The 22,419-nt window shown below is 47.3% G+C and carries 9 protein-coding genes; all 9 read right to left on the bottom strand.

The genetic code is table 11. The annotated features are described in order from the left end of the window. Positions 1-110 precede the first annotated feature (110 nt). The 9 genes from BWD162_RS00440 to BWD162_RS00400 all read right to left on the bottom strand — a co-directional run bounded on the left by BWD162_RS00440 (position 111) and on the right by BWD162_RS00400 (position 22,208). Positions 111-4,841, bottom strand: coding sequence for a right-handed parallel beta-helix repeat-containing protein (locus BWD162_RS00440; RefSeq protein WP_078704970.1), 4,731 nt, complete (start codon positions 4,839-4,841; stop codon positions 111-113). Beyond that, positions 4,838-5,797, bottom strand: coding sequence for a right-handed parallel beta-helix repeat-containing protein (locus BWD162_RS00435; protein WP_078704969.1), 960 nt, complete (start codon positions 5,795-5,797; stop codon positions 4,838-4,840). Before BWD162_RS00435 ends, BWD162_RS00440 begins: the two co-directional genes overlap by 4 nt. Then, entirely contained in the window at positions 5,787-7,181 is a 1,395-nt protein-coding gene (locus BWD162_RS00430; RefSeq protein ID WP_078704968.1) for a hypothetical protein, read from the bottom strand. Before BWD162_RS00430 ends, BWD162_RS00435 begins: the two co-directional genes overlap by 11 nt. Before the next feature lie 196 nt (positions 7,182-7,377). Further along, positions 7,378-12,276 carry a right-handed parallel beta-helix repeat-containing protein gene (locus BWD162_RS00425; RefSeq protein ID WP_153300972.1) on the bottom strand — a complete coding sequence of 1,633 codons (4,899 nt, stop codon included), beginning with the start codon at positions 12,274-12,276 and terminating at the stop codon, positions 7,378-7,380. Further along, positions 12,213-14,681 (bottom strand): hypothetical protein, encoded by a 2,469-nt coding sequence (locus BWD162_RS00420; RefSeq protein ID WP_078704966.1) that lies wholly within the window; start codon positions 14,679-14,681, stop codon positions 12,213-12,215. The genes BWD162_RS00425 and BWD162_RS00420 overlap by 64 nt, the downstream gene beginning before the upstream one ends. Positions 14,682-14,877: 196 nt before the next feature. After that, positions 14,878-17,352 (bottom strand): hypothetical protein, encoded by a 2,475-nt coding sequence (locus tag BWD162_RS00415; RefSeq protein WP_153300971.1) that lies wholly within the window; start codon positions 17,350-17,352, stop codon positions 14,878-14,880. Beyond that, positions 17,349-20,222: a beta strand repeat-containing protein gene (locus tag BWD162_RS00410; protein ID WP_078704964.1), complete on the bottom strand. Its 2,874-nt coding sequence runs from the start codon at positions 20,220-20,222 to the stop codon at positions 17,349-17,351. Before BWD162_RS00410 ends, BWD162_RS00415 begins: the two co-directional genes overlap by 4 nt. Positions 20,223-20,242: 20 nt before the next feature. Beyond that, on the bottom strand, positions 20,243-20,485 hold the full coding sequence (locus tag BWD162_RS00405; protein ID WP_078704963.1) for a hypothetical protein: 243 nt from the start codon (positions 20,483-20,485) through the stop codon (positions 20,243-20,245). 859 nt (positions 20,486-21,344) lie between these two features. Next, on the bottom strand, positions 21,345-22,208 hold the full coding sequence (locus BWD162_RS00400; RefSeq protein WP_078704962.1) for an outer membrane protein: 864 nt from the start codon (positions 22,206-22,208) through the stop codon (positions 21,345-21,347). Positions 22,209-22,419 lie beyond the last annotated feature (211 nt).

Below are 22,419 nucleotides of genomic sequence, written 5' to 3'. Positions count from 1 at the left end.
CTTACCACAAACCTAAACGCCCCCCCTTAAACCCCCTTACAAAAAAACATAAAACATTAACAAAAGGCTCTCTAAAAATGCCCTAAAATACAAAGCCTAAAACAAAAAGACTACACCATCAAACCATCCGCCTGTCCGTTATCATTACCAATGATCATCACCTTGACTGCGGTAAGATTTGCACCTTTTCCTTCGACTTTGATGAATTTTGTAGAGTTAGCACCCCTCTTTACCCTTCTATCACCCCCATAGTTCATAATAACGCCATTGAGCACGACCTTCCCCGTTGAAAGACTGACAGCATGCTCTCCTTTAAACTCAATTTCCCCCTTCTTCATCCAGAATTCACCATTCAACACAGTAACCCCATTTTTGATATTAGAAAAGACCGCACTTTCTAACATCACCCGCCCCCCATTTTCCACATGAACCCCTTGTACATGACCATTTCCCTCGATTTTAATGCCCGTCCCCCTAATATCTGCTGTATTTAGAGCATTTCCTTTTGCCTCGACCTTTAAGAAAGTACTCTTGTCATTATCTCCTGTATACTTCATAGCGACATTAGTTAACAAAGCATGGCCCCGATTAAGATAGACAGCATGCTCTCCTTTAAAAGTCATCTCCCCACCCAGTACCTGTACAGCACCCTCTTTAATGGTCATCCCATTGTAAACATCAGTATAAGTTGGCTTCATCAATACAACCCGTCCACCCCTTATTACATGCAAGCCCTGCCCATGACCATTTCCGTTGATTGTTAGATTTGCTGCAACGACTACAGCCCTCTTTTCAGGATAGATCCTCTTCACAGCATTTGTAGTATCCTCTCCGGTAATTTTGATGAAATCAGCCGTAGGATTGTTTCCTCGATAAGCCATTTTGACCACCATTAAAGCAACCTGACCCTGGATAAGATCGATGCCGTGCTCTCCTTCAAATTCTATCGATCCTCCCTCCATGCGTACAGATCCATCTGTAATAGTCATCCCTTTTGCGACATTCCTCAAGGTAGTACCAGTCATCCACAACTGCCCATAACTCATCTCTACCCCCGTACCCTTATTACCACCAGGTCCTATAATATTAACACCATTTAACATGGCTTGCCCTAGAATAAGATTGATACCGTGCTCTCCTTTAAAAGTAATGGATCCTTTGTCCATCATCAGCAACCCGCTTACTACTCGTACCCCCATTCCAACCTTTGAAATATCTACTCCCTTCATCATTACTTTTCCCAAGTTACTTATCCCAACCCCCGTGCTTGTGCCATTATCAGATCCCATAATGCTGAAACCATTTAACAAGGCCTGTCCCCCTGATACACTGATGCCGTGCCCTCCCTTAAAAGTAATACCCCCACCAAACATAAGCACAGATCCGTCTGTGATAGACATACCACTTCTCACATTAGCAAAGGTTGTATTTTTCAACCCCACTGTTCCCCTCTTTGTAACCTTTAAGCCCTGCCCCTTGTCATTTCCATTGATAGTCACACCCAATGCCAAAACTGTTCCCCCTTCAACATTGATGAAGTTAGCAGTCTTATCACTGCCCGTATAAGTCATGCTGACACCCCTTAAATCAACATTCCCCTGCTTGAGATGAATGCCGTGCTCTCCATCAAACTCTATTGATCCTTTTTCCATGTACACATCCCCGTTTTCGATATTCATCCCTTTTGCAACATTTCCCAAATGCGTCTCTTTCAACCACGCCTCTCCCCTCATCACCTCTACCCCCGTTCCAACCTCTGAAATATGTACATTCTCCAACCACACCTTCCCCCCCTCTGCATATACTCCCGTACCTTTCTTTTCTTCTCCCGTAATCGTTACATCCATCAAACTAGCATTCACCGATCCCTCCATATACACCCCATACCCATCTCCCTTTTCAAACTGAATCTCTGTCTTACCCTTCACCATCAACATCCCATCCCCTATCATAACGATCCCCTTCTCTACCTCTTTTATCGATCCCCCTGTGATCGTCACCGCTCCACCCATTGCAGTTACCCCCATTTGTACATTTGAAATATCCACATCGGTCATCGTCCCCGAGCTCTCCATTATTACCCCAGTACTCCCATCTCCCCCAGTTCCCCTAATCGTCACCTTTGTCAAAGTAGCACTCTTTACCTTCTCTTCCACATATACTCCAGCTCCATCCCCTATAAAATGAATTGTCGTCCCATCCCTCACCGTCAGATCTCCTGCCAACACCCTTATCCCCATTCCAACCTCTTTTATTGACCCCCCACTAACCATCACCCTTCCACCCTTCGCATATACCCCGTACCCTGCTTTCCCTCCCGTAATCACCGTCCCCATCAAAGTAGCACTCTGCACCTTCTCTCCCACATACACCCCATACCCATTCCTAAACTGAATCTCTGTTTTCTCCTCCACCTTGAGCATCCCATTCCCTAACATAGCTATCCCCGTTTGCACCTCTTTTATCGACCCTCCTGTGATTGTCAGATTCCCTGCCTTCACCTCCACCCCCATTTGTACATTTGAAATATTCACCTTATCCATCGTCATCATTTTCCCCATCGCCCACACCCCGTACCCACTTCCATCTCCCGTAATCTGCGTCCCCATCAAACGAGCACTCTTCACTTTATCTCCCACTCTCACCCCATACCCCGCCTTAAAACTAATTGTCGAGCTCCCCTTTATCTCTAACATCTCACCCTCTAACATATTCACCCCCATTACGACCCCTGAAATACCCACCTTATCCAACGTCATCGTCACCTTTTTCCCCTCCGCATATATCCCCGTACCCTTTCCCTGATCACCTCCCTTAATCGTCACCTTTGTCAACTCAGCACTTGTCACCGATGCTCCCACCTTCACCCCATAGTCCCCCGTAAAATTAATTGTCGAATTTCCACTCTCCCCAAGCACCTCTAACGTCCCACTTTCCACTTCTATCCCCGTTTGCACCCCTGAAATATCCACCTTATCCATCATCACCTCTCCCCTCATCACATATACCCCCATACCAACCCCTGAAATACGTACATCCTTCATTGTCCCCGAGCTCCCCGCCATTATCACCCCAATCCCCTTATCCTTTCCCTCTCCCTTAATCGTTACCTCTGTCAACTCAGCCGTCGCTGTTCCTCCCCACACACCCACCCCATACCCATTCTCCGTAACCGTAATCACCGTCCCATCCTTTATCTCCAACTCCCCTGCCATCACCCTTACCCCCATTTGTACATTTGTTATCGACCCCCCTGTGATCATCATCGTTTTGCCCCCCGCATACACCCCCGTACCCTTTCCTTCTCCCACAATCGTCACCCTTGTTAACTCAGTACTTGTCACCGATCCGCCCACCTTCACCCCATAAGTTTTCGCAAAACTAATCGTCCCCTCCTTTATCTCTAATGTCCCACTTCCCGCATATACCCCCATTGCTACCCCCGAAATATCCACCTTATCCATCGTCATCGTTTTCCCCGCCATTATCACCCCAATCCCCGTACTTGACCCATCACTTCCATTTCCCTCTCCCATAATCTTCGTCCCTGTCAAACTAACCGTCACATCCCCCCACACGCCTATCCCATGTGTCCCTTTAAAACTAATCCTCGTCCCATCCTCCACCTTTAACGTCCCACTTCCCGCCATATCTATCCCCGTTAGCACATTTGTTATCGACCCTCCCTTCACCGTCAGATTCCCTCCCTCTGCATGTACCCCCATACCCTTTCCATCAGTTCCCTTAATTTGTACATTTGTCAAAGTAGCACTCGTCACCTTCTCTCCCACTCTCACCCCGTGCCCATTCTTAAACTGAATCTCTGTCCCACTCACCGTCAACGTCCCCTTCCCCGCCATATCTATCCCCGTTTGCACCTCTCTTATCCACCCCCCTGTCACCGTCACCTTCCCTCCCTCTGCATGTACCCCCGTACCCGTGCCATCTCCCCCAGTTCCCCTAATCGTCACCCCTGTCAAAGTAGCACTCGTCACCGATCCTCCCACCTTCACCCCATGCGTCCCCTTAAACTCAATCCTCGTCCCATCCTCCACCGTCAACGTCCCACTTCCCGCCATATCTATCCCCATTTGCACATCTGTCATCGACCCTCCTGTGATCGTCATTGTTCCCGTCCCCTTCTTCACCTCTACCCCCAATTGTACCTTTGAAATATCCACACTGGTCAACGTCACATTTCCCGTCCCCTCCATCCACACCCCCATACCCTTTCCATCTCCCCTAATCATCACCCCTGTCAAAGTAGCACTTGTCACCGCTGTTCCCACCTTCACCCCATGTGTCCCCGTAAACTCAATCCTCGTCCCATCCTTCACCACCAACGTCCCCTTTTCCATATCTATCCCCGTTTGCACCTCTCTTATCCACCCTCCTATTATCGTCAACGCCCCATTCCCTGTCACCTTTACCCCCACTTGTACCTGTGAAATATTCACACTAGTCATCGTCACATTTCCCGTCCCCTCCGCAGTTACCCCCGTACCACCCCCATTTCCCGTAATCACCGTCCCCATCAACTCAGCCGTCACATTATTTTGTATCTTCACCCCATATCCATCCGTAAAACTAATTGTCGTCCCCTCCTTTATCACCAATTTCTTACCCCCCTCCATATTTATCCCCCACTTCACCCCTTTTATCGACCCCCCTGTGATCGTCAGATCCCCTGCCTTCACCTCTACCCCCAATTGTACCTTTGAAATATCCACATTGGTCATCGTCACCTTTTTCCCCGCCGCAGTTATCCCCGTACCACCCCCATTTCCCTTAATCTGCGTCCCCTTCAACTCAGCACTTGTCGCCGTCCCCGACACCTTCACCCCCGTCCCCCATTTGTAACCGTAATCGTCCCCATATTCATCACCAACTGCCCTGCCGCTGCATTCACCCCCATTTGTACCTGTGAAATATCTACCATATTCAATGTCACTGTCTTTGCAGTCCCCGCATATACCCCCGTTCCACTTCCCGTAATCTTCACCTCTGTCAATTTAGCCGTCGCATTATCCCTCACATACACCCCATGCGCCCCCGTAAACTCAATCGACCCTTCTGTCATCTCCAACCTCCCATTCCCCTGCACCCACACCCCCCGACTCCCTCCCGTAACCGTCACCCCTGTCAATTTAGCCGTCCCACCCCCCTCCATCCACACCCCCGTCCCATTCTCTCCCTCAATCGTCCCCCCATTCATCTCCAACCTCCCACTCCCATCCACCTTCACCCCCCACGTCTTCCCCCCAATCGACCCTTCTGTTACCTTCAGCGTCCCCTTTGTCACCTGCACCCCTGTTTTGAAATTTGAAACATTCACCGTATTCAACGTGACTGTCCCCGAGCTATCCATCTTCACCCCCGTACCCGTACTCACAGCTCCCCCACTTCCCGTAATTGATCCCCCCGTCATAGTAGCACTCCCTCCTGTTATATTAAGCCCCGTCCCATACATCCCCGTAACCGTAATCCCCACCCTTGTCAAATCAGCCGTCGCACTTTCCGACACCTTCACCCCCCACGTCTTCCCCCCAATCGACCCTTCTGTCACCTTCAGCGTCCCCTTTGTCACCTCCACCCCTGTTTTGAAATTTGAAATATTCACACTGGTCAACGTGACTGTCTCCGAGCTCTCCATCTTCACCCCCGTACCCGTACTCACAGCTCCCCCACTTCCCGTAATTGATCCCCCCGTCATAGTAGCACTCCCTCCTGTTATATTAAGCCCCGTCCCATACATCCCCGTAACCGTAATCCCCACCCTTGTCAAATCAGCTCGCACTTCCCGACACCTTCACCCCATACGCATACATCCCCTCAACCGTAATCGTCGACGTACCATTTATCACCAACTTTCCATTTGTCACCTCCACCCCTGTTTGCACCCCTGAAACATTCACCGTATTCAACGTCACCTTTTCCCCGCCCGCATATACCCCCGTACTCCTACTCCTAGCTCCCCCAGTTCCCGTAATCTCTCCCCCCATCATAGTAGCACTCCCTCCCGTTATATTAAGCCCCGTCCCACCATCTGTAACTGTAATCGTCGACGTACCATTTATCACCAACTGCCCCTTTGTCGCCTCCACCCCCGTCATGAACTGTGAAATCTCCACCGTATTCAACGTCACCTTTTCCCCGCCCGCAGATACCCCCGTATCTGCTCCATCCTTTCCCGTAATCGTCCCCTCAAGCACCTTCAGCGTCCCACTCCCTGTTACCTTTGCCCCTGTTGTGACCTGCATCAACTTCACCATATTCATCATCAACGTCCCACTTGATACCTCAGCCCCTGTTACTGTCGCTCCCCTACTCCCATTAATAGTCAGATTCATCACATCAGCCTTCCCCGAGCCCTCCATCTTCACCACCGTACTCCCACCCCCACTTCCCGTAACATTTATAGTACCCCCTCCACTTACAGTAGCTTCTGCACTACTCTTAATCTTTATCGCTTCTGTCACCCCTGTAAAATCAAGTGTCGTTCCCTTCCTCACCTCCACCTCTCCCCCTGTTTCACTCACCTCTATCCCCGTTACCGTAGTCATAGCTCCCTCCCCCCCGCTAATAGTCAGATCACCCCCATTACTCTGCCCTCTCTTATCAAAAACGACCTTTCCCCCCTTCTTCACCTCAATCATAACCCTCCCCCCATCCTTCCCTGCCTCAATCGCATTCTTCAACCCAAATGTCCCCCCATTTACCGTAATCACAGACCCTGAACCATCAACCTCCATCACCTTTTTCACATTTGTAATACTAACCTTCTCCTTCAACGTCAGCCTCGCCCCCTGTTCCACTCTAATCGCCGATTTATCACTACTCTTACTATCTGTAACCGTCAGCGGATCATCTCCTATCGTAATATCTGTATTCGGCCCTATTATCTTTATAGCCTCATCATCACCCTCATTAGGGTCACTCATATCTATTGTTCTCACACCAGTCAGCGTCCTTGTCTTAATCCCACTATCACACACAATCTTCCCCTCCCTCTTATCATGATGCCTCGCTAAAACCTGACTATCCTGAACCAAACCCATACAATTCTCCGTCTTTAGTTGAGCATATACTTTTTGAGATGTAATAAGAGCCAACCCAGCCACAATAGCCGTTGAGAGGACACATAAACAAACATGATGTTTTAAGACACGACGCATAACCATAACCCTACATCCTCTTTAAACCAATCCGATTAAAAGAGACAAACTGTTCATAAAAAAAGATAAAAACAAAATCATTCCTGAACGGCTTACCACAAACCTAAACGCCCCCCCTTAAACCCCCTTACAAAAAAACATAAAACATTAACAAAAGGCTCTCTAATAAATGCGCCAAAACACAAAGCCTAAAACAAAAAGACTACACCATCAAACCATCCGCCTGTCCGTTATCATTACCAATGATCATCACCTTGACTGCGGTAAGATTTGCACCTTTTCCTTCGACTTTGATGAATTTTGTAGAGTTAGCACCCCTCTTTACCCTTCTATCACCCCCATAGTTCATAATAACGCCATTGAGCACGACCTTCCCCGTTGAAAGACTGACAGCATGCTCTCCTTTAAACTCAATTTCCCCCTTCTTCATCCAGAATTCACCATTCAACACAGTAACCCCATTTTTGATATTAGAAAAGACCGCACTTTCTAACATCACCCGCCCCCCATTTTCCACATGAACCCCTTGTACATGACCATTTCCCTCGATTTTAATGCCCGTCCCCCTAATATCTGCTGTATTTAGAGCATTTCCTTTTGCCTCGACCTTTAAGAAAGTACTCTTGTCATTATCTCCTGTATACTTCATAGCGACATTAGTTAACAAAGCATGGCCCCGATTAAGATAGACAGCATGCTCTCCTTTAAAAGTCATCTCCCCACCCAGTACCTGTACAGCACCCTCTTTAATGGTCATCCCATTGTAAACATCAGTATAAGTTGGCTTCATCAATACAACCCGTCCACCCCTTATTACATGCAAGCCCTGCCCATGACCATTTCCGTTGATTGTTAGATTTGCTGCAACGACTGCGGCCTTCTTTTTAGAAAGGATCGTTTCCACAGCATTTGTAGTAGTATCCTCTCCGGTAATTTTGATGAAGTCAGCCGTAGGACTATTTCCTTGATAAGTCATTTTGACCACCATTAAAGCAACCTGACCCTGGATAAGATCGATGCCGTGCTTTCCATCAAAGCTTATCTCCCCACCTTCCATACGCACAACCCCCTCTGTAACAGTCATACCATTTTTGACATTGGTAAAGGTTGTATTTTTCAAGACAACCTTTCCGTCCTTTATGACCTTTAAGCCCAGCCCTTTACTTACATTTCCTGAAGTGGAAATTGTTACATTTTCTGCCAAAACTGTTCCCCCTTCGACCCTCATGAAGTTAGCAGTCTTATCACTGCCCGCATAAGTCATATTGACGCTCTTTAAAACAACATTACCCTTTGCAAGATTGATCCCGTAATCTCCTTTAAAAGCAATACCTCCTTTGTCCATAATCACATTCCCCTCTGTAACAATTATACCATTTTTGACATCGGTAAAGTATGTCTCTTTCAACCACGCCGCTCCACTACTTGTTGTCACTTGTACCCCCATTGCTACCCCTGAAACATTCACCCCCTTCATTATTACTTTTCCTCCATACCCCACTTCTACCCCCGTTCCAGTGTTACTAATACCAGATCCTGTAATGGTGAGCTCATTTAACAGGGCATGCCCTAGAACAAGATTGATACCGTAGTCTCCATTAAAAGCAATAGATCCCCGGTTCATCACCAGATTCCCACTTGTCATCCGTATTCCCATTCCAACCTTTGAAATCTCCACCCCCCTCATCATTACTTCTCCTGAGTTACTCACCCCCATCCCTATACTCTTACGACCTTGTCCTGTAATATTGAAACTACTTAACAAAGCCTGTCCCCCACTGAGATAAATGCCGTGCCCTTCTTTAAAAGTAATGCCTCCTTTTTCCATACGTATGGTACTCCTTCCCTCAACAGTCATACCATTTTTGACATTGGTAAAGGTTGTATTTTTCAACCACACTGCTCCCCCCTTTATGACCTTTAAGCCCTGCCCCTTGTCATTTCCATTGATAGTCACACCCAATGCCAAAACTGTTCCCCCTTCAACATTGATGAAGTTAGCAGTCTTATCACTGCCCGTATAAGTCATGCTGACACCCCTTAAATCAACATTCCCCTGCTTGAGATGAATGCCGTGCTCTCCATCAAACTCTATTGATCCTTTTTCCATGTACACATCCCCGTTTTCGATATTCATCCCTTTTGCAACATTTCCCAAATGCGTCTCTTTCAACCACGCCTCTCCCCTCATCACCTCTACCCCCGTTCCAACCTCTGAAATATGTACATTCTCCAACCACACCTTCCCCCCCTCTGCATATACTCCCGTACCTTTCTTTTCTTCTCCCGTAATCGTTACATCCATCAAACTAGCATTCACCGATCCCTCCATATACACCCCATACCCATCTCCCTTTTCAAACTGAATCTCTGTCTTACCCTTCACCATCAACATCCCATCCCCTATCATAACGATCCCCTTCTCTACCTCTTTTATCGATCCCCCTGTGATCGTCACCGCTCCACCCATTGCAGTTACCCCCATTTGTACATTTGAAATATCCACATCGGTCATCGTCCCCGAGCTCTCCATTATTACCCCAGTACTCCCATCTCCCCCAGTTCCCCTAATCGTCACCTTTGTCAAAGTAGCACTCTTTACCTTCTCTTCCACATATACTCCAGCTCCATCCCCTATAAAATGAATTGTCGTCCCATCCCTCACCGTCAGATCTCCTGCCAACACCCTTATCCCCATTCCAACCTCTTTTATTGACCCCCCACTAACCATCACCCTTCCACCCTTCGCATATACCCCGTACCCTGCTTTCCCTCCCGTAATCACCGTCCCCATCAAAGTAGCACTCTGCACCTTCTCTCCCACATACACCCCATACCCATTCCTAAACTGAATCTCTGTTTTCTCCTCCACCTTGAGCATCCCATTCCCTAACATAGCTATCCCCGTTTGCACCTCTTTTATCGACCCTCCTGTGATTGTCAGATTCCCTGCCTTCACCTCCACCCCCATTGCTACCCCCGAAATACGTACATCCTCCAACGTCATCATCATCTTTTCCGAACTACTTGCCCACACCCCGTACCCACTTCCATCTCCCGTAATCTGCGTCCCCATCAAACGAGCACTCTTCACTTTATCTCCCACTCTCACCCCATACCCTGCCTTAAAACTAATCGTCCCCTCCTTTATCTCTAACATCTCACCCTCTAACATATTCACCCCCATTACGACCCCTGAAATACCCACCTTATCCAACATCAATGTCATCTTTTCCGAACTATTTGCCCATACCCCTGTACCACTTCCCTGATCACCTCCCGTAATCCTCACATCCGTCAAACGAACACTCTTCACCGATGCTCCCACCTTCACCCCATACCCATCCCCCGTAAAATTAATCGTCGAATTTCCACTCACCCCAAGCACCTCTAACGTCCCACTTTCCACTTCTATCCCCGTTTGCACCCCTGAAATATCCACCTTATCCATCATCACCTCTCCCCTCATCACATATACCCCCTTTCCAACCCCTGAAATATCCACCTTCTCCATCGTCATCATTTTCCCCGCCATTATCACCCCAATCCCCTTATCCTTTCCCTCTCCCTTAATCGTTACCTCTGTCAACTCAGCCGTCGCTGTTCCTCCCCACACACCCACCCCGGTTCCATTCTCCGTAACCGTAATCACCGTCCCATCCTTTATCTCCAACTCCCCTGCCATCACCCTTACCCCCATTTGTACATTTGTTATCGACCCCCCTGTGATCATCATCGTTTTGCCCCCCGCATACACCCCCGTACCCTTTCCCTGATCACCTCCCTTAATCGTCACCTTTGTCAACTCAGCACTTGTCACCGTTGCTCCCACATATATCCCATGCTTCCCCGTAAAATTAATTGTCGTATTATCCTTCACCGTCAACTTTTCACCCCCCATCATAGCTATCCCCATTTGCACATTTGTCATCGATCCCTTACTAACCGTCAACGCCCCACTTCCTGACATAGTTACCCCTATTTTGACCCCTGAAATATCCACACTGGTCAACGTCACTGTCTTCGAAGTCCCCATTATTACCCCAATCCCCGTCGCCCCATTACTTCCCCCTCCCATAATCTTCGTCCCTGTCAAACTAACCGTCACATCCCCCCACACGCCTATCCCATGTGTCCCTTTAAAACTAATCCTCGTCCCATCCTCCACCTTTAACGTCCCACTTCCAGACATATCTATCCCCGTTAGCACATTTGTTATCGACCCTCCCTTCACTGTCAGATTCCCTCCCTCTGCATGTACCCCCGTACCCGTGCCATCTCCCCCAGTTCCCCTAATCGTCACCCCTGTCAAAGTAGCACTCTGCACCGTTGCTCCCACCTTCACCCCGGTTCCATCCCCCGTAAAACTAATTGTCGTATTATCCTCCACCGTCAACGTCCCACTTCCTGACATATCTATCCCCATTTGCACATTTGTTATCTCCCCTCCCTTCACTGTCAGATCCCCATTCCCTGTCACCTCTACCCCCACTTGTACCTTTGAAATACCCACACTGGTCAACGTCACATTTCCCGTCCCCTCCGCATACACCCCCATACCTTTTCCATTAGTTCCCTCAATCATCACATTTGTCAAAGTAGCACTTGTCACCGCTGTTCCCACCTTCACCCCATGTGTCCCCGTAAACTCAATCCTCGTCCCATCCTTCACCACCAACGTCCCCTTTTCCATATCTATCCCCGTTTGCACCTCTCTTATCCACCCTCCTGTGATTGTCACCGTTCCACCAGTCGCATTCACCCCCACTTGTACCTGTGAAATATTCACACTAGTCATCGTCACATTTCCCGTCCCCTCCGCAGTTACCCCCGTACCCTGACTACTTCCACTTCCCATAATCTTCACATTTGTCAACTCAGCCGTCACATTATTTTGTATCTTCACCCCATATCCATCCGTAAAACTAATTGTCGTCCCCCCATCCATCACCAATTTCTTACCCCCCTCCATATTTATCCCCCACTTCACCCCTTTTATCGACCCCCCTGTGATCGTCAGATCCCCTGCCTTCACCTCTACCCCCCCTGTACATTTGAAATATCCACACTGCTCATCGTCACCTTTCCCCCCTCCATCCACACCCCCTTACCCGTATCCTGACTCCCTCCCGTAATCGTCACCATTGTCAACTCAGCACTCTTCACAGATCCGCCCACCTTCACCCCCGTCCCATCATTTGTAACCGTAATCGACCCCATATTCATCACCAACTCCCCTGCCGCCGCATCCACCCCCATTTTAACCTTTGAAATCTCCACCATATTCAACGTGACTTTCCTCGCAGTCCCCGCATATACCCCCGTTCCACTTCCCGTAATCTTCACCTTTGTCAAATCAGCCGTCGCCGTCCCCCTCACATGCACCCCATAATCCCCCTTAAACTCAATCGACCCCTCTGTCATCTCCAACCTCCCATTCCCCTGCACCCACACCCCCCGACTCCCTCCCGTAACCGTCACCCCTGTCAATTTAGCCGTCCCACCCCCCTCCATCCACACCCCCGTCCCATTCTTTCCCTCAATCGACCCCCCATTCATCTCAAACTTTCCCCCCGTCGCATACACCCCATAGGTCTTCCCCCCAATCGACCCTTCTGTTACCTTCAGCGTCCCCTTTGTCACCTGCACCCCTGTTTTGAAATTTGAAATATTCACACTGGTCAACGTGACTGTTTGCGAAGTCCCCACCATTACCCCCGTACCCTGATTTCCATCCTTTCCCGTAATTGATCCCCCCGTCATAGTAGCACTCCCTCCTGTTATATTAAGCCCCGTCCCATTCTCTCCCGTAATCGTCGTCCCCGTCATAGTAGCATTCCCTCCTGTTACCTTCACCCCCCACGTCTTCCCCTCAATCGACCCTCCTGTTATCACCAACTTTCCATTTGTCGCCTCCACCCCTGTTTGCACCCCTGAAACATTCACCGTATTCAACGTGACTGTCCCCGAGCTATCCATCTTCACCCCCGTACCCGTACTCTCAGCTTCCCCACTTCCCGTAATTGATCCCCCCGTCATAGTAGCACTCCCTCCTGTTATATTAAGCCCCGTCCCATACATCCCCGTAACCGTAATCCCCACCCTTGTCAAATCAGCCGTCGCACTTCCCGACACCTTCACCCCATACGCATACATCCCCTCAACCGTAATCGTCGACGTACCATTTATCACCAACTGCCCCTTTGTCGCCTCCACCCCCGTCATGAACTGTGAAATCTCCACCGTATTCAACGTCACCTTTTCCCCGCCCGCAGATACCCCCGTACTCCTACTCCTAGCTCCCCCAGTTCCCTTAATCGTCACATCTGTCAACTTCGCACTCGTCACTTGATCCCCCACCTTCACCCCCGTCCCACCATCTGTAACCGTAATCGTCGACGTACCATTTATCACCAACTGCCCCTTTATCGCCTCCACCCCCGTCATGACCTGTGAAATCTCCACCGTATTCAACGTCACCTTTTCCCCGCCCGCATATACCCCCGTACCCGTACCCTTTCCCGTAATCGTCCCCTCAAGCACCTTCAGCGTCCCACTCCCTGTTACCTTTGCCCCTGTTGTGACATTCTTCAACGTCACTTTAGTCAATTCCAACGTCCCACTTGATACCTCAGCCCCTGTTACTGTACCACTCCCATTAATAGTCAGACTCATCACATCAGCCTTCCCCGAGCCCTCCATCTTCACCACCGTACTCCCACCCCCACTTCCCGTAACATTTATAGTACCCCCTCCACTTACAGTAGCTTCTGCACTACCCTTAATCTTTATCGCTTCTGTCACCCTCTCAAAATTAACTGTCGTTCCCTTCCTCATCTCCACCTCTCCCCCTGTTTCACTCACCTCTATCCCCGTTACCTTAGTCGTAGCTCCCACACCCCCACTAATAATCAGACTCCCCCCATTACTCCCCACCCTCTTATCAAAAACGACCTTTCCCCCCTTCTTCACCTCAATCATAACCCTCCCCCCATTCTCCTTTCTCTCAATCGCATCCTTCAACCTAAACGTCCCCCCATTTACCGTAATCACAGACCCTGAACCATCAACCTCCATCACCTTTTTCACATTTGTAATACTAACCTTCTCCTTCAACGTCAGCGTCCCCCCCTGTTCCACTCTAATCGCCGATTTATCACTATTATTACTCTTATCTGTAACCGTCAGCAGATTATCTCCTATCGTAATATCTGTATCCGGCCCTATTATCTTCACAGCCTCCTCACCAGGTTCGCTATTCATATCTATTGTTCTCACACCAGTCAGCATCCTTGTCTTAATCTCACTGCCACACTCGATCCTCCCACTAGGATTATCCCACCCCTGCAACATATCACCACTACCAGCCTTACCATTACAATTACCCATATCCGTCTTTAGTTGAGCATATACTTTTTGAGATGTAATAAGAGCCAACCCAGCCACAATAGCCGTTGAGAGGACACATAAACAAACATGATGTTTTAAGACACGACGCATAACCATAACCCTACATCCTCTTTAAACCAATCCGATTAAAAGAGACAAACTGTTCATAAAAAAAGATAAAAACAAAATCATTCCTGAACGGCTTACCACAAACCTAAACGCCCCCCCTTAAACCCCCTTACAAAAAAACATAAAACATTAACAAAAGGCTCTCTAATAAATGCGCCAAAACACAAAGCCTAAAACAAAAAGACTACACCATCAAACCATCCGCCTGTCCGTTATCATTACCAATGATCATCACCTTGACTGCGGTAAGATTTGCACCTTTTCCTTCGACTTTGATGAATTTTGTAGAGTTAGCACCCCTCTTTACCCTTCTATCACCCCCATAGTTCATAATAACGCCATTGAGCACGACCTTCCCCGTTGAAAGACTGACAGCATGCTCTCCTTTAAACTCAATTTCCCCCTTCTTCATCCAGAATTCACCATTCAACACAGTAACCCCATTTTTGATATTAGAAAAGACCGCACTTTCTAACATCACCCGCCCCCCATTTTCCACATGAACCCCTTGTACATGACCATTTCCCTCGATTTTAATGCCCGTCCCCCTAATATCTGCTGTATTTAGAGCATTTCCTTTTGCCTCGACCTTTAAGAAAGTACTCTTGTCATTATCTCCTGTATACTTCATAGCGACATTAGTTAACAAAGCATGGCCCCGATTAAGATAGACAGCATGCTCTCCTTTAAAAGTCATCTCCCCACCCAGTACCTGTACAGCACCCTCTTTAATGGTCATCCCATTGTAAACATCAGTATAAGTTGGCTTCATCAATACAACCCGTCCACCCCTTATTACATGCAAGCCCTGCCCATGACCATTTCCGTTGATTGTTAGATTTGCTGCAACGACTACAGCCCTCTTTTCAGGATAGATCCTCTTCACAGCATTTGTAGTATCCTCTCCGGTAATTTTGATGAAATCAGCCGTAGGATTGTTTCCTCGATAAGCCATTTTGACCACCATTAAAGCAACCTGACCCTGGATAAGATCGATGCCGTGCTCTCCTTCAAATTCTATCGATCCTCCCTCCATGCGTACAGATCCATCTGTAATAGTCATCCCTTTTGCGACATTCCTCAAGGTAGTACCAGTCATCCACAACTGCCCATAACTCATCTCTACCCCCGTACCCTTATTACCACCAGGTCCTATAATATTAACACCATTTAACATGGCTTGCCCTAGAATAAGATTGATACCGTGCTCTCCTTTAAAAGTAATGGATCCTTTGTCCATCATCAGCAACCCGCTTACTACTCGTACCCCCATTCCAACCTTTGAAATATCTACTCCCTTCATCATTACTTTTCCCAAGTTACTTATCCCAACCCCCGTGCTTGTGCCATTATCAGATCCCATAATGCTGAAACCATTTAACAAGGCCTGTCCCCCTGATACACTGATGCCGTGCCCTCCCTTAAAAGTAATACCCCCACCAAACATAAGCACAGATCCGTCTGTGATAGACATACCACTTCTCACATTAGCAAAGGTTGTATTTTTCAACCCCACTGTTCCCCTCTTTGTAACCTTTAAGCCCTGCCCCTTGTCATTTCCATTGATAGTCACACCCAATGCCAAAACTGTTCCCCCTTCAACATTGATGAAGTTAGCGTTACTCCCCCTTTTACCGACCCTCCTGTCAACGTCATCAGAACCCTCACCCGTATAAGTCATGCTGACACCCCTTAAATCAACATTCCCCTGCTTGAGATGAATGCCGTGCTCTCCATCAAACTCTATTGATCCTTTTTCCATGTACATATCCCCGTTTTCGATAGTTATCCCTTTATCGACATCTCTTACACCTATCTTATACAAATCGAGCATCCCCTTCGACATAACTATCCCCGTTTGCACATTTGTTATCGACCCCTCTGTCATCACCAACCTTCCATCACTCACCCTTATCCCCTTTTCAACCTCTGAAATCTTCACCTTATCCAACCACACCTTCCCCCCCTCTGCATATACTCCCGTACCTTTCTTTTCTTCTCCCGTAATCGTTACATCCATCAAACTAGCATTCACCGATCCCTCCATATACACCCCATACCCATCTCCCTTTTCAAACTGAATCTCTGTCTTACCCTTCACCATCAACATCCCATCCCCTATCATAACGATCCCCTTCTCTACCTCTTTTATCGATCCCCCTGTGATCGTCACCGCTCCACCCATTGCAGTTACCCCCAATTGTACATTTGAAATATCCACATCGGTCATCGTCCCCGAGCTCCCCATTATTACCCCAGTACTCCCATCTCCCCCAGTTCCCCTAATCGTCACCTTTGTCAAAGTAGCACTCTTTACCTTCTCTTCCACATATACTCCAGCTCCATCCCCTATAAAATGAATTGTCGTCCCACCCTTCACCGTCAGATCCCCTGCCAACACCTCCACCCCCTTCCAAACCCCTTTTATCGACCCCCCACTAACCATCACCGTTCCCCCACTCACATATACCCCGTAACCACTTCTCCCTCCCTTAATTTGTACATTTGTCAACTCAGTACTTGTCGCCCCTCCTCCCATATACACCCCATACCCCCGCGTAAAATGAATTGTCGTATTATCCTTCACTTCCAACGTCCCCTTTCCCATCATAACGATCCCCGTTTGCACCTCTTTTATCGACCCTCCCTTCACCGTCACCCTTCCTTCCCCCCCGCATATACCCCGTAACCACTTTTTTCTCCCTTAATTTGTACATCCTTCAACTCAGTACTTGTCGCCCCTCCTCCCACATACACCCCATACCCCCGCGTAAAATGAATTGTCGTATTATCCTTCACCATCAACATCCCATCCCCTATCATAACGATCCCCTTCTCCACCTCTCTTATCCACCCTCCCTTCACTGTCAGATTCCCTCCCTCCGCATATACCCCCGTACCCTTACCCTCTCCCTCTCCCTTAATCGTTACCTCTGTCAACTCAGCCGTCGCTGTTCCTCCCCACACACCCACCCCATACCCATTCTCCGTAACCGTAATCACCGTCCCATCCTTCACCGTCAACGTCCCACTTCCAGACATATCTATCCCCGTTTGCACATTTGTTATCGACCCTCCCTTCACTGTCAGATTCCCTCCCTCTGCATGTACCCCCGTACCCGTGCCATCTCCCCCAGTTCCCCTAATCGTCACCCCTGTCAAAGTAGCACTCTGCACCGTTGCTCCCACCTTCACCCCGGTTCCATCCCCCGTAAAACTAATTGTCGTATTATCCTCCACCGTCAACGTCCCACTTCCTGACATATCTATCCCCATTTGCACATTTGTTATCTCCCCTCCCTTCACTGTCAGATCCCCATTCCCTGTCACCTTTACCCCCACTTGTACCTTTGAAATACCCACACTGGTCAACGTCACATTTCCCGTCCCCTCCGCATACACCCCCATACCTTTTCCATTAGTTCCCTCAATCATCACATTTGTCAAAGTAGCACTTGTCACCGCTGTTCCCACCTTCACCCCATGTGTCCCCGTAAACTCAATCCTCGTCCCATCCTTCACCACCAACGTCCCCTTTTCCATATCTATCCCCGTTTGCACCTCTCTTATCCACCCTCCTGTGATTGTCACCGTTCCACCAGTCGCATTCACCCCCACTTGTACCTTTGAAATCTCCACCATATTCATCGTCACACTTCCCGTCCCCATCGCAGTTACCCCCGTACCACCCCCATTTCCCGTAATCACCGTCCCCATCAACTCAGCCGTCACATTATTTTGTATCTTCACCCCATATCCATCCGTAAAACTAATTGTCGTCCCCCCATCCATCACCAATTTCTTACCCCCCTCCATATTTATCCCCCACTTCACCCCTTTTATCGACCCCCCTGTGATCGTCAGATCCCCTGCCTTCACCTCTACCCCCCCCTGTACATTTGAAATATCCACACTGCTCATCGTCACCTTTCCCCCCTCCATCCACACCCCCTTACCCGTATCCTGACTCCCTCCCGTAATCTTCACCTTTGTCAACTCAGCACTTGTCGCCGTCCCCGACACCTTCACCCCATACCCATTCCCCGTAAACTCAACCGTCCCCATATTCATCACCAACTCCCCTGCCGCCGCATCCACCCCCATTTTAACCTTTGAAATCTCCACCATATTCAACGTGACTTTCCTCGCAGTCCCCGCATATACCCCCGTTCCACTTCCCGTAATCTTCACCTTTGTCAAATCAGCCGTCGCCGTCCCCCTCACATACACCCCCTGACTCCCTCCCGTAATCTCTCCCATATTCATCTCAAACTTTCCCCCCGTCGCATACACCCCATAGGTCTTCCCCGTAATCGTCACCCCTGTCAATTTAGCCGTCCCACTCTCCTGCACCCACACCCCCGTCCCATTCTTTCCCTCAATCGACCCCCCATTCATCTCAAACTTTCCCCCCGTCGCATACACCCCATAGGTCTTCCCCCCAATCGACCCTTCTGTTACCTTCAGCGTCCCCTTTGTCACCTGCACCCCTGTTTTGAAATTTGAAATATTCACACTGGTCAACGTGACTGTCTCCGAACTCTCCATCTTCACCCCCGTACCCGTACTCACAGCTCCCCCAGTTCCCTTAATCGTCACATCTGTCAACTTCGCACTCGTCACTTGATCCCCCACCTTCACCCCCGTCCCACCATCTGTAACCGTAATCGTCGACGTACCATTTATCACCAACTGCCCCTTTGTCGCCTCCACCCCTGTTTGCACCCCTGAAACATTCACCGTATTCAACGTCACCTTTTCCCCGCCCGCATATACCCCCGTACCCGTACCCTTTCCCGTAATCGTCCCCTCAAGCACCTTCAGCGTCCCACTCCCTGTTACCTTTGCCCCTGTTGTGACATTCTTCAACGTCACTTTAGTCAATTCCAACGTCCCACTTGATACCTCAGCCCCTGTTACTGTACCACTCCCATTAATAGTCAGACTCATCACATCAGCCTTCCCTGAGCCCTCCATCTTAATCCCCGTACTCTTTCCCGTAATATTTATAATTCCCTCTCCTCTTATATTAGCCGTCCCACTACCCTTAATCTTTATCGCTTCTGTCACCCTCTCAAAATTAACTGTCGTTCCCTTCCTCATCTCCACCTCTCCCCCTGTTTCACTCACCTCTATCCCCGTTACCGTAGTCATAGCTCCCTGCCCCCCGCTAATAGTCAGATCACCCCCATTACGCCCCACCGCCCTCTTATCAAAAACGACCTTTCCCCCCTTCTTCACCTCAATCATAACCCTCCCCCCATCCTTCCCTGCCTCAATCGCATTCTTCAACCCAAATGTCCCCCCATTTACCGTAATCACAGACCCTGAACCATCAACCTCCATCACCTTTTTCACATCTGTAATACTAACATTCTCCTTCAACGTCAGCCTCGCCCCCTGTTCCACCCTAATCGCCGATTTATCACTCCTATCACCATTTTTAACCGTCAGCAGATTATCTCCTATCGTAATATCTGTATCCGGCCCTATTATCTTCACAGCCTCCTCACCAGGTTCGCTATTCATATCTATTGTTCTCTCACCAGTCAGCGTCCTTGTCTTTGTCCTACTTTCACACTCGATCCTCCCATTAGGATCATCATCCCCCCACAACGCACCCCCCCCAACACTCTACTCCCACTACCAGCCATACCTTTACAATTACCCATATTCGTCTTTAAATATTGGGCATATACTTTTTGAGATGTAATAAGAGCCAGCCCAGCCACAATAGCCGTTGAGAGGACACATAAACAAACATGATGTTTTAAGACACGACGCATAACCATAACCCTACATCCTCTTTAAACCAATCCGATTAAAAGAGACAAACTGTTCATAAAAAAGATAAAAACAAAATCATTCCTGAACGGCTTACCACAAACCTAAACGCCCCCCCTTAAACCCCCTTACAAAAAAACATAAAACATTAACAAAAGGCTCTCTAAAAATGCCCTAAAATACAAAGCCTAAAACAAAAAGACTACACCTATAAAACACAAACCGTAAAACAAACTCGCCTAAAAATTACGCGATAAATCATACACAAAATCAGGTATTTTAAAGATAAACTCATTGTCTGACTCCCCCCCAATGTTCACCTACCGTCCTGAATAACCGAAGATATTTTTTTGCTCATAATTCACAGCATTACGCAAAACCAACCATTTGGCAGTTTTGCATAACAAATGTAGCAATAAATCTAGGTGAAAAATTTCTATCTTGGGAGATATCTTTAGAGTTGGGCTTTATAAATACCAACTATCAAGATTTCTTTTTAATTTGCTGTTATTATAGAACAGCTCATAAATACTACCCTTTTGCAGCTTACCGCTTTCTAAAGATTATAATAGCTGTATCGATCACTTTATAGACAAGCTTCTCACTCAAGTTAGCGATTAACTACTATGGTGCCAACGTTTACATACTCCCCCTAAAACATACAATAATATTACCATATATTGTTTTTTACTATTCACAATAACCCCGGATTAAATATGGCTGCTATTATAAACACAAAAACTTGTCAAAATTCAATTAAGAAAATAACTTAACCTCTTCTCCATCCCAAAAACAGTTCCTTATAATGCGAATTGATCAAAAAAGCTCTATTAATAGAGCTTTTTTCATAACTTAACTTTATAAACATTAGAATTTATAGGCCATACCTATACGGAAATCATTAGCTTTATAACTACGCTCAATTCCATTCTTTGTGAATTTCTGTTTACCAAAACCCGAATAACGATACTCTGTACGCAAAATAGTGTTACCTATCATCGCAAAATCAACACCAACACCAAAAATATAACCAATCATTGTCCTTTTTTCTCCTATTGTATTAATCATTATTTGACCTTGTTCTTCGTTCGATCTCAATAAGATATCTTGAAACTGCGTATAAGAAACACCACCAGCGATATAAGGCATAACACGATCAGCAACAAAACCGATACGTGCCCGCGTAGCACCAACCCATTTCTGTTTTAAAGTATGATTATAAGTTGCAAATTTAATTTTTGGAACAACGTCTTCATTATAAGTATCATAACCAGAAGCAGAAACTATTCCTTCAGAATCTCTCGTTACGTTTTTATTTTTTAACTCTTTATTTTCACCACCATCGTTTATATCAATAGTTTTTATGTCCTTTTTATTAAACAAAACTATATCCGTATCAACACCTAGAATAAAATTATTCCCGAAACTAACATTGGCACCTGCATAAAAACCTCCAACAAACCCTGAAAGTTTAGGCATAAAATCTTTCTTAATTAAAGCCCATTTTTCAACATCACCATTCTTTAAATAACTTGAACTTAGATCAGTTTTACTCGAAAAAACACCAATCTGACCTCCAAGATAAAAACCTGCCCAAGAAAAAACAGGAGTAACAATAACTGATGGCGCAACGGCCATCGATTCTCGAGGAATTATACCACTTTCTGCTCGTCCCGCAGAAAGTGCAAGAAAAACAAAAATAAATACTGTTATTAAATATTTCACATACATAAATTTCCTCCTTAGCTATGATAGCTCTAACGAATAATCTCACACTAATCTTCAAGAGAACTATGATAAAAATGATACAAGTACGGATAGAAATGAAATTTCATAGAAATTAAAAAATAAGTCTCTTTCACAAATCAAAGGTAAGAAGCACGGTGTACCTTAATATCTTTGTACTTGCCTAAAACTTGTCTGTGATATCAATTCAGTGTGA

Origin of the sequence: Bartonella sp. WD16.2 (assembly GCF_002022505.1) — a bacterium.
Taxonomy (GTDB): domain Bacteria; phylum Pseudomonadota; class Alphaproteobacteria; order Rhizobiales; family Rhizobiaceae; genus Bartonella.
This window is presented reverse-complemented; position numbering and strand designations above follow the sequence as displayed.

Coding starts and splice junctions, on each gene's coding strand:
- BWD162_RS00420 (WP_078704966.1), bottom strand. CDS start 14,681: ATGGTTATGCGTCGTGTCTTAAAACATCATGTTTGTTTATGTGTCCTC.
- BWD162_RS00400 (WP_078704962.1), bottom strand. CDS start 22,208: ATGTATGTGAAATATTTAATAACAGTATTTATTTTTGTTTTTCTTGCA.
- BWD162_RS00430 (WP_078704968.1), bottom strand. CDS start 7,181: ATGGTTATGCGTCGTGTCTTAAAACATCATGTTTGTTTATGTGTCCTC.
- BWD162_RS00405 (WP_078704963.1), bottom strand. CDS start 20,485: ATGGTTATGCGTCGTGTCTTAAAACATCATGTTTGTTTATGTGTCCTC.
- BWD162_RS00410 (WP_078704964.1), bottom strand. CDS start 20,222: ATGAATAGCGAACCTGGTGAGGAGGCTGTGAAGATAATAGGGCCGGAT.